The sequence below is a fragment of the Paenibacillus cucumis (ex Kampfer et al. 2016) genome (assembly GCF_019748695.1).
GTDB classification, from domain to species: domain Bacteria; phylum Bacillota; class Bacilli; order Paenibacillales; family Paenibacillaceae; genus Paenibacillus; species Paenibacillus polysaccharolyticus.
Genome location: NZ_JACLIC010000016.1, coordinates 31,543 through 41,769 on the forward strand (window position 1 = coordinate 31,543; position 10,227 = coordinate 41,769).

Consider the following 10,227-nt stretch of genomic DNA (forward strand, 5'->3'; position numbering starts at 1 on the left):
AACGAAACAATCAAACAACGATAACGATTACGCTGAAAGAGGAGTGTACCCATGTCATCTCTGGACCCCGTACTGCTCAGCCGGATTCTAACCGGTCTGACCCTGTTTGTGCATATTATCTTTGCTTCCATTGGTGTAGGTGTTCCGCTCATGATTGCTTTGGCTGAATGGCGGGGGCTACGTACCAATGACATTCATTACACCTTGCTGGCTCGTCGATGGGCGAGAGGTTTTGTCATTACGGTGGCCGTAGGTGTAGTCACAGGCACATCCATCGGCTTACAGCTGAGCTTGCTGTGGCCCATGTTTATGCGTGTCGCTGGTCAAGCGATTGCGTTGCCGCTTTTTATGGAGACATTTGCTTTTTTCGTAGAAGCGATTTTTCTCGGGATTTACTTGTACACCTGGGATCGGTTCAAAAAGAAATACACGCACATGTTGTTGCTCATTCCGGTCGCTCTTGGCTCATCCGCTTCCGCGATTTTTATCACAACCGTGAACTCGTTCATGAACCAGCCACAAGGTTTCACCTTGATTAACGGCATCATGAAGGATATTGACCCGATTGCCGCGATGCTTAACCCGGCGACACCAACGAAAGTATCCCACGTGCTTGCTTCCTCTTATACCTTAAGTGCGGGTGTACTGGCGGGTATTGCGGCGTTCAGTCTGCTACGTGGACGAGATCATGTGTATTACAAAAAAGCGCTCAAGCTCACAACCGTTTCTGCGCTTGTATTTGCAATCAGCACCGTCATGATCGGTGATTCTTCAGGTAAATTTCTGGCGAAATATCAGCCGGAGAAGCTGGCCGCTGCCGAGTGGCACTTCAAAACGATGAAGGAAGCACCGCTGGTGTATGGCGGTATTCTCGATGAAAACAACGAGGTCAAATATGCCATCGAAATTCCTTATGCGCTGAGCATTTTGGCTGGTAATCGACCGGATACAGAAGTGAAGGGACTGGAAGAATATCCTGCCGATCTCAGGCCGCCGTTGTCCATTCATTATATGTTTGACCTGAAAGTAACAACAGGAGTCATTATCCTGCTGATCCCCGTGTTGTACGTGTTACGCCGCTGGCTGCCCGGACGCAAACCTTATCCGAAATGGCTACTGCTTGGCATTGTGCTTCTCGGCCCACTGGCGATGATTGCGATTGAGCTTGGCTGGATGTTTGCCGAGGTGGGCAGACAGCCCTGGATTTTGCGCGGATATATGAAGGTGTCCGAGGCGGCGACGACCTCGACTTCGGTGGGGTGGATGCTCGTGCTTTTTATCCTGCTGTATCTGGTGCTGTGTTTCTCGTGCATTCGTGTAATCAGCAAGTTGTTCCGTAACAAGGAAGCGGAGAAGGAACTGGATTCGCTTGGTCTGGAAGGAGGCATCGTGCATTGAGCTTTGAAATTGCGGGCATCGCGATATTGTGGACGTTTCTGTTCGGTTATCTGATCGTGGCGTCGATTGACTTCGGCGCGGGTTTCTTCAGTTTTTACAGCATATTGACCGGACATGAAAACAAAATTCATAACATTATTCAGCGCTACCTCTCACCAGTGTGGGAAGTGACGAATGTGTTTCTCATCTTCTTTGTCGTGGGGCTGGTCGGCTTCTATCCCGACAGTGCGTTCTATTACGGTACAGCCCTGCTTGTTCCGGGTTCGCTGGCGATTGTTCTACTGGCGATCCGGGGAGTGTATTACGCCTACAATACTTATGGTAACCACGGAAAAAATAGCAGAATCTATCTGGCATTGTACGGAGCAACGGGATTGCTGATCCCGGCAGTGTTCTCCACCATTTTGGCGATATCCGAAGGCGGGATTATCGAACAGGTGGGCGAAAAGGTGTTCTTTCGCTGGCGTGAATTTTTGACAAATCCCTATACATGGTCTGTTGTATTGCTCGCTTTGGTGAGTGTACTGTACATTTCGGCGATGTTCCTGTCCTATTACGCGAAGCGGGCCGGGGATGAACCGGCCTTTGGCGTACTTCGGGAGTATGCGCTGCTGTGGAGCTTGCCCACGATTTTTGCGAGTTTTCTTGCTTTTCTGCAAATCAATAAACAAAATCCGGCTCACTTTGAGCGTATGGTGGACATGTCATGGATGTTTATCGCATCCTTTATCTGTTTTGTTATCGCAGTGTCGCTTGTGTGGAAGGAGAAATACCTGGGCTGGTGTTTTATCGCGGTGATGCTCCAGTTTGCCTTTGCTTGGTACGGATATGGTCGTTCACATCTGCCCTATATTCTGTACCCGTACATCAATATCTACGATAGCTTTACGAACCGAACGATGGGGATTGCGCTGATCACAGCATTCAGTCTCGGGCTCCTGGTGCTCATCCCATCTCTGGTGCTGATTATGAAGCTGTTCCTGTTTGATGCCAATTATGTACGCGGTAACGCAGGGAAAAAGAAAGGATGACTTCGCCATGTTTGCGACGACGATTTCGAATATTCTCTATATGCTGTCTGCTATGCTACCCCTGCAACTTTCGGTGTTGAGATCTGCATGGCCCGCAGGTATTTATCCGGGATTGCACTTGCATCCGCTTTTGGAAGAAGGGGTGAAAGGCATACCGGGCATCACGGGGCTTAGCTTTTTTGAGACGTTTACGATTATGTATGCTCCACCTCTGATTATGGTGACCGCGATTGTCTTTCTGTTTATCTATATGGCGGTATGCAAAAATCCAAAGGACTGATTACATTGACGCTGTACTTATGTCAGGTGGTACGTCCACTGCCGATACGGGTAATCTGATGTTAAGAACTGAGGAAGGGAGGAGGCCCCTTCATGCCCAAAATTCGTTATAACAATATCGATAATGTCAGTACAGACAAAACGCTGAAGGAGTTCAAGCAGTGGAGAGAACAGCGGCGCCGCAAAGTAAAGGACTATTCCTACAAGGTGCCGAAGCACGAGCCTGAACTGGATTATTTACATGCCAACCGGGAAGAAACCACGATCACGTGGATCGGACACTCCACCTTTTTCATCCAATATTATGGACTGAATATCGTGACCGACCCGGTGTGGGCGGAAAAGATGGGATTCCAACGCAGGCTGGGTGACCCCGGTATTCCGATTCAGGATATTCCACCGCTCGACGTCATCCTTATCTCTCACTCACACTATGATCACTTGCATTTGGCTTCCCTGCGCAAATTGATTACATCGAAGACACTGCTGATTGTGCCGGACGGCTTGAAACGCAAGATGATCCGTAAGGGATTTCACCGTTGTCAGGAGATGAAATGGTGGGATCATATGGTGCTTGGTGGAGTGAAGATTACGTTTGTGCCTGCTCAGCACTGGACACGCCGAACGTTATTTGATACCAATACGTCCCACTGGGGCGGTTACGTATTGGAGCCAAATCATGTCGTACATGCATCAGAAGAGAGTGCGGCAGCAAGAGAAGTGCCGGAACAGTCCGCTTCAGCAATTTCTGAATCCCAGAAAGCTCACGATGACAAACAAGCAGGAGGTTATCCACCTGTCCTGTATTTTGTCGGGGATACCGGGTATTTCAAGGAGTTCAAAACGATTGGTGAACGCTTCGACATTGGCGTAACATTGATGCCGATTGGCGCGTATGATCCCGAATGGTTTATGACTTCCCAGCATGTGACACCAGAGGAAGCCTTGCAAGGATTCGTGGAGACAGGCTCACAGCTTATGGTGCCCATGCATTACGGAACCTTCAAGCTGGCGGACGACACACCCAAGGAAGCACTGGACCGGCTGGAGGTGGAGCGAGAACGGCTCGGTATTGCCAAGGAACGGATTCGGGTGCTGGGACATGGCGAGACTCTTCGCATTCGACATGAAGCTGATGAGACCGAGTGAGTATTCATTAAAATTCCATGAAAAGTACAACAACTGGGCTAACAAAAGCCAGCCAGATATGGTAATCTATAAACATACGTGCATGAACAGCATATTTACCAAAACTTTAATCCGTAAAAAGCGGCTGATTTTCGAATTTGCCGCTTTTTTGTGTTATAATATGGTGCCAGAATAGGCATCGGATATTGAATCCATGATTTTACGCAGGTTGCTATTCATGCAGTATGCAGATTAACGAATAAAGGATGGTATGCTTAATGATCAGTACAAGCGGCATCACGCTCCGCTACGGAAAACGTGCACTTTTTGAAGATGTGAATATCAAATTCACGCCAGGCAACTGTTACGGCCTGATCGGTGCGAACGGAGCCGGCAAATCAACGTTTTTGAAAATTTTGTCCGGTGAGATTGAAGCCAACTCGGGAGAGGTGCACATCACCCCGGGCGAACGTATGGCCGTTTTGAAGCAAAACCACTTTGAATATGATGAGTATCCGGTTCTCGAAACGGTTATTATGGGTCATGCTCGTCTGTATTCCATCATGAAAGAGAAGGATGCTTTGTATGCGAAGGCAGACTTCACAGAAGAAGACGGTTTGCGTGCAGGTGAACTTGAAGGGGAGTTCGCTGAGCAGAACGGCTGGGATGCTGAGCCGGATGCAGCGGCACTCCTGATCGGTCTGGGCATTGATCGTGACATGCATGACAAAAAAATGATAGAGCTGAGCGGGAACGAAAAAGTCCGCGTATTGCTGGCACAAGCGTTGTTTGGCCGTCCAAACAACCTGTTGCTCGATGAGCCTACCAACCACTTGGATCTCGAATCCATTCAATGGCTTGAGAACTTCTTGATGGATTATGAAGGCACCGTTATTGTTGTATCCCATGACCGTCACTTCCTGAACAAGGTATGTACGCATATCGCAGATATTGACTTTGGTAAAATTCAGATGTACGTAGGTAACTATGACTTCTGGTATGAGTCCAGCCAATTGGCTCTTGCGTTGCAACGGGATGCCAACAAGAAAAAAGAAGAGAAGATTAAAGAGCTGCAAGCCTTTATTCAACGTTTCTCCGCGAATGCTTCGAAGTCCAAACAGGCGACTTCCCGGAAGAAACAACTCGACAAAATCACATTGGATGACCTTCGTCCATCCAACCGTAAATATCCGTTTATTAACTTCAAACCTGAGCGTGAAGCAGGGAAACAATTGCTGACGGTGGATCGTATTCACAAATCCGTCGATGGTGTGGAAATGTTGAAAGATGTGAGCTTTGTGGTGAACAAAGGTGACAAAATTGCATTTGTTGGCCCGAACGGAAATGCCAAATCACTATTGTTTGATATTCTCATGGGTGAAACGGAAGCGGACAGCGGTGAATATACTTGGGGTGTGACGACAACTCAGGCTTATTTCCCGAAAGATAACTCCCAATTCTTTGACGGTGTGGATATGACACTCGTAGATTGGTTGCGTCAGTATTCCAAAGATCAGGATGAAACGTATCTGCGTGGCTTCCTGGGCCGTATGTTGTTCTCTGGTGAGGAGTCCCAGAAGAAGGCTAGCGTACTCTCCGGGGGAGAGAAAGTTCGCTGTATGCTGGCGAAAATGATGCAGACAGGTGCAAACGCATTGATTCTCGATGAGCCAACGAACCACTTGGATCTCGAATCCATTACTGCACTAAATAATGGTATGATTGACTTTGATGGAACGATGTTGTTTACTTCCCATGACCATCAGTTCATCCAAACGATCGCAAACCGGATTATCGAAATCACGCCTACAGGCCTGATTGATCGTCAAATGAGCTATGATGAATATCTGGAAAGCGACGAAATCAAAGAACTGCGCAACAAAATGTACCCGGTGGAAGCTTAATTCCACTTTAAATACGTGCAAGCGAAAAACCGCAAGTCCTCCTAGTGGAGGGCATGCGGTTTTTTGTCGTGCTCATGCTGATATACAGCTCTTATGCTGGCGCGAACCTAAGACCCGCCTGTACGGCGACGCTGGTTGTTCGGCTTTTTGTTGTTCTGGCTCTTCATGGCTTTAGGGCCGCCTTCAAAGTAAGCACCCGACTGGTTGCCGGAGTTTTGCTGTTCTTTCTTTTGTGCCAGCTTTTGACGGATCGCGTCTTGCAAGCTGACCTTTTTCGGTTCATTATTTTCGCTCATTATATATCCCTCCCGGTCTTGCAGTAAGCCGTCCAATTTGGACGGGATGTACTCATTTTATACGTTTTATAAAGGCCTCACAAGGGCAACCTGATAAAATGCCGCTTTCCACCAGTTTTACCTGAACCAACATTGTTTCTTCATCACTAAAGCCCTGCCTCTTGGAAACTTTGTTTCGGCTTGCCTACAGCCATGCTACCCGGCAACACTGTTTCTGTAGACCCACACGGCTTGCATTTGGTACCATGGAAAAACTAGTTATTGGAAACGTGAAAAGGAGTGTCGTCCCCTTGAACGCTTATGAAGAGATACGTAAAGGAGAGCGGGGAGCCTGGATCAGCATCGCGGCGTACCTCGTTTTGTCTGCATTTAAGCTGATTTGTGGATATTTGTTTGCTTCCAGCGCTCTGGTTGCAGACGGAATCAATAATGCTACGGACATTGTGGCTTCTGTCGCGGTATTAGTTGGCCTGCGCATATCGCAAAAACCGCCGGATTCGGATCATGCCTACGGTCATTTTCGGGCCGAAACGATTGCGGCATTACTTGCCTCATTTATTATGGCGGTTGTAGGACTTCAAGTATTGGTTGAGGCGGTACGATCCTGGTATGCTGGCGATTACACTGCTCCGAACCTATTGGCAGCCGGCGTAGCTTTGATCTGTGCTGTGGTTATGCTGGGGGTGTACCGCTACAACTCGCGTCTAGCCCAAAAAATTAATAGTCAGGCTTTGCACGCGGCGGCTAAAGATAACCGGTCCGATGCCTGGGTGAGTATCGGTGCTGCTGTTGGCATCGTTGGTTCACAATTCGGACTCCCTTGGCTGGATAAAGTCGCTGCTATCTTGGTAGGTCTGCTAATTTGTAAAACAGCCTGGGAAATTTTCCGTGATTCGACTCATCTGCTTACCGATGGCTTTGATCAAAAGCAATTAACGGATCTGAGATCTGCCGTTGCCCGGGTTCCTGGTGTAGAAATGATCAAGGATGTTAAGGCACGAGTACATGGCAGCCATGTTCTGGTAGATGTAGTCATTGAAGTGGACGGGGGATTAACACTGGTAGAAGGTCATGAAATCTGTAATCAGGTGGAGGCACGACTGAAACGTTCGCATAACATTATGCACGTTCATGTACATGTAGAGCCTCGATCTGAAGAAACACATCTGTCATAAATCGCTTGAAGCAGGAGTTTTCACAAAATAGATATATCAAAAAGAGGACAGACGCGAATGTGGCGTACTGTCCTCTTTACTTATGTTAGAAACGATTATACGATATTATTGAATCGCAACGTGAATCCAAGCTTTACCTTTCCAAGTGTATACTTGGACCCATTCTCCGCCGTCGAATCCGTCAACAATTTCACCTGTTGTATCAACGACTTGCGCGCTCAGAGCACCGATCGGTTTACCGTTTGGTGCATCATAGAACCATGTGCGCTCCAGCAAGTTGAGCAGCATTGTCGGCATCAGAACTTCGTCACCCGGTTTTACAATTGGCTCGTCAAACATTAAGTCAGATCCAGGCACAGGATTATTACCATTCTCACTGTAGGTACTACCTGTTACAGTTTCAACCTTGCCTTCAACAGTCTGAACAGCAGGTTTGTTTACTTCTACAGCCGGCGTTGTTGTTGCCGGTGAAGTTGTAGTTGCTTCAGTACCGGAAGTTGTTGGTGTTACCGTGCCGGTAACCGCTTCCTCAGCACCTGCAGCGGCAGCCATGGAACCCATCAATGTTAAAGCAGCGGCAAAACTTACGATTTTTTTCATTTGTTTTTCCTCCTCGGTTAAATATGTAGTTTTTGATGTCCTGTGTTAAAAGTAACCAAGCAAGCTGGTCTATGAATCACAAATTATAACAATTTTTTCTTGGTTCCTCCAGAGTCAACTGGCGCATATGTGGGTAAATAGAAAGCCTGTAAAAATCAGACTTACGAGGCATAAAATCGGGCTGGCTATATCATTAAAGTCCTGTTTTTCAGGACTCCTCGGCGGTGTATTTTGGAATAAAGCAGGAGGGAGTGTAATACATAAATATAGAAAAATAGGTAGGTGTACCTGTCTTGGAACGCACAAAAGCCGACGTGCCCGGAGGCATCATCGGCTTTCGTATGTAATGCAATCATCAGATTCAGACATCCGCTTTTATCGCATTCGGCTTCGTCCCGTAATGAGGGAAATAACGAAGAGTACTACAAAGATGAAGAACAATACTTTTGCAATCGAAGCAGCCGCTTCTACAATCCCGAAGAACCCGAAAATTCCGGCAACCAGTGCAATAATCAGAAATATGACAGACCATTTTAACATGAGAATTCATCCTTTCGTGTTAAAGTTTGTGGCGTGAATTGTGCTGTCTCACTGCCCTGTGTAGTCTAACCTTAACCGAGGTCCAATGACTTGAAACATGGTGTTTTTTTCTTCTTCTATACATCGCTGGAGGACCATTTTTCTTTTGTTTCGCCCGGGAAAGCCTCGGGTAACTATAGCAATAACAAAACCGAACGCAACCATGGAAAGAGAGGTTCTTTTATGATCTATCAACTGAGCGTGGCCCTTATTGCAGTGGCATTTGCTGTACTGGTTTTCTTTTTGATTCGCACGTTAAAATCTGCCCAGAGCTCACTGGACAATGTTTCTCAGACACTGCAGGAAGTACAAAAAACGATTGATGAACTCAGTTATGAAGTAAAACAGACAGTACGACATGCCAATGACATTACGGCTGATGTACAGCACAAAATGAAGAAGATTGACCCGGTAATGGAATCCGTTGAGAATTTGGGAGAAGTTCTGAGTGAAGTAACGGCAGCTGCCAAGCAGGTGTCCACTACACTGATGACCCGATTTCAGAATAGACCATCCAAAGCAGAAGCAGGCAAAACGTCCGAATCCAATCAGGTAACAGCTCCACCTGCGACGCCTGCGGAGCGCACCGTGCAATCCTACGAAGCTACATATCAGGATAAAACAAAGGGAGGGAAGAACTGGATGAATTATATTGATCTTGCCGCTAATGTGTGGCAACGGATGCGTAAATAACATGACTGCTCTCTGAAAATTGGTGAAGCCTTCAGGGCGGTGATGAACTTGATGAAAGGGTGAGAATCATGATGAAACTACTGCTAGTGACTATGTTTAGCGTAATTTCTCCCTTTTCCGTTCAACCGGCAGCAACACCAGCTGCTCACGACATGCAATGGACGGTAATGGAGGAACAGGAGCCAGAGATGACTCTGGCTATGGATCGTTCCGAGACGTTCGAGCAGTTTCGGACTCTGAATGGCGTTTCACTAGAGGATGGAAAGCATGAATTATTTGCCAAGTTAGGTCAGCCAGATGCCATCAAAGAAGATCCTTATATGGGATGTCCAGAATATCATTTTCGTCATGTGAATGTTGGGATATGTGAAGACACAGACATGATTCAGTTCATACGTGTGGATGGTTCGCATAACTACTTGAACTTGAATGGGGAGTCTGTCCCAATGCACATGGATGCTATTCATCAAATCTTGGGCGAGCCTTACGCTGTTGCTGAGGATGGCGAGGTGTTTCTTCGTGGTCATTACGCGATTAAAGTATATATGAAATCAGGCTCTAACCAGATTGACGCTGTTGACTTTTTCGACGATACGGTTTCCTGAGATTCTGATCCAGCTTCCGTTTCAACGTAAAATAGTATGGTTATATACTATAAGAGCGCGATAAAGAAGATTAATCAGAGGAGAGTGGAAACGATGAATTCAACCAATGCACAGGCGTATGCCAAAGTGGTAGAAAACGGAGTTCAAGCAGTAGAAGCGGTGAAAGAACTGCAGACTACTGGATACTTAGCTGATCATATCTTCGTTCTTGCCCATGAGAAGGATCGCACAGATCGCATTGCAGATACCGCAGATGCTAACGAGATTGGCATCAAGGAGGAAGGTTTATTTGATTCCATGGCGAATCTGTTCCGTTCACGCGGTGACGAACTTCGGGCCAAAATCGTATCGATGGGTTTTACCGAAGCCGAGGCTGATTTCTATGAAAGTGAATTGGATAAAGGCAAGGTACTGATCATTGCCAAAAAGAAAGACTAATATGTACATCCTGAGCGCAGGAGTGTTATATCAAATAGTGCCCTGCGGTGAACCGGGACAGACTTAATCAAAAACATAGATAAGGAATGGGGGAAACCCCA

Annotated in this window: 12 protein-coding genes; 9 read left to right on the plus strand and 3 right to left on the minus strand. The window is 46.9% G+C overall.

What is annotated here, in order from left to right; translation table 11 throughout:
- Window positions 1-51: 51 nt before the first annotated feature.
- The 5 genes from H7T88_RS09975 (at window position 52) to H7T88_RS09995 (ending at window position 5,740) form a co-directional block, all read left to right on the plus strand.
- Entirely contained in the window at window positions 52-1,398 is a 1,347-nt protein-coding gene (locus tag H7T88_RS09975) for a cytochrome ubiquinol oxidase subunit I (RefSeq protein ID WP_090924468.1), read from the plus strand.
- Entirely contained in the window at window positions 1,395-2,429 is a 1,035-nt protein-coding gene (locus H7T88_RS09980; RefSeq protein ID WP_090924469.1) for a cytochrome d ubiquinol oxidase subunit II, read from the plus strand. The genes H7T88_RS09975 and H7T88_RS09980 overlap by 4 nt, the downstream gene beginning before the upstream one ends.
- 7 nt (window positions 2,430-2,436) lie before the next feature.
- Window positions 2,437-2,709 (plus strand): hypothetical protein, encoded by a 273-nt coding sequence (locus H7T88_RS09985; protein ID WP_221788333.1) that lies wholly within the window; start codon window positions 2,437-2,439, stop codon window positions 2,707-2,709.
- A gap of 92 nt (window positions 2,710-2,801) precedes the next feature.
- Window positions 2,802-3,857: an MBL fold metallo-hydrolase gene (locus H7T88_RS09990; RefSeq protein ID WP_221788300.1), complete on the plus strand. Its 1,056-nt coding sequence runs from the start codon at window positions 2,802-2,804 to the stop codon at window positions 3,855-3,857.
- 257 nt (window positions 3,858-4,114) lie between these two features.
- Window positions 4,115-5,740, plus strand: coding sequence for an ABC-F family ATP-binding cassette domain-containing protein (locus tag H7T88_RS09995; protein WP_090924472.1), 1,626 nt, complete (start codon window positions 4,115-4,117; stop codon window positions 5,738-5,740).
- A 107-nt stretch (window positions 5,741-5,847) separates the two neighbouring features.
- Here H7T88_RS09995 and H7T88_RS10000 read toward each other — a convergent pair whose 3' ends face one another.
- Window positions 5,848-6,036: a hypothetical protein gene (locus tag H7T88_RS10000; RefSeq protein WP_090924473.1), complete on the minus strand. Its 189-nt coding sequence runs from the start codon at window positions 6,034-6,036 to the stop codon at window positions 5,848-5,850.
- A gap of 245 nt (window positions 6,037-6,281) precedes the next feature.
- Here H7T88_RS10000 and H7T88_RS10005 point away from each other — a divergent pair, with 245 nt between their 5' ends.
- The gene (locus H7T88_RS10005) at window positions 6,282-7,211 is read left to right on the plus strand and encodes a cation diffusion facilitator family transporter (RefSeq protein ID WP_312027602.1); all 930 of its coding nucleotides are present in this window, start codon (window positions 6,282-6,284) and stop codon (window positions 7,209-7,211) included.
- Window positions 7,212-7,316: 105 nt separating this feature from the next.
- On the opposite strand, the gene H7T88_RS10010 is transcribed toward H7T88_RS10005, so the two are convergent.
- Together H7T88_RS10010 and H7T88_RS10015 are read right to left on the minus strand one after the other, a co-directional pair.
- The gene (locus H7T88_RS10010; protein WP_090924475.1) at window positions 7,317-7,811 is read right to left on the minus strand and encodes a hypothetical protein; all 495 of its coding nucleotides are present in this window, start codon (window positions 7,809-7,811) and stop codon (window positions 7,317-7,319) included.
- A 375-nt stretch (window positions 7,812-8,186) separates the two neighbouring features.
- Complete coding sequence (locus H7T88_RS10015; RefSeq protein ID WP_090924476.1) at window positions 8,187-8,351, minus strand: DUF1328 domain-containing protein; 165 nt, start codon at window positions 8,349-8,351, stop codon at window positions 8,187-8,189.
- A gap of 222 nt (window positions 8,352-8,573) precedes the next feature.
- Between H7T88_RS10015 and H7T88_RS10020 the strand changes: the two genes are divergently transcribed.
- The 3 genes from H7T88_RS10020 to H7T88_RS10030 all read left to right on the plus strand — a co-directional run bounded on the left by H7T88_RS10020 (window position 8,574) and on the right by H7T88_RS10030 (window position 10,126).
- Window positions 8,574-9,083, plus strand: a complete 510-nt coding sequence (locus tag H7T88_RS10020) for a DUF948 domain-containing protein (protein ID WP_090924477.1) — start codon at window positions 8,574-8,576, stop codon at window positions 9,081-9,083.
- 68 nt (window positions 9,084-9,151) lie between these two features.
- Entirely contained in the window at window positions 9,152-9,688 is a 537-nt protein-coding gene (locus tag H7T88_RS10025) for a hypothetical protein (RefSeq protein WP_221788303.1), read from the plus strand.
- A 93-nt stretch (window positions 9,689-9,781) separates the two neighbouring features.
- Window positions 9,782-10,126: a YflT domain-containing protein gene (locus H7T88_RS10030; RefSeq protein ID WP_090924479.1), complete on the plus strand. Its 345-nt coding sequence runs from the start codon at window positions 9,782-9,784 to the stop codon at window positions 10,124-10,126.
- The last annotated feature ends 101 nt before the right edge of the window (window positions 10,127-10,227 follow it).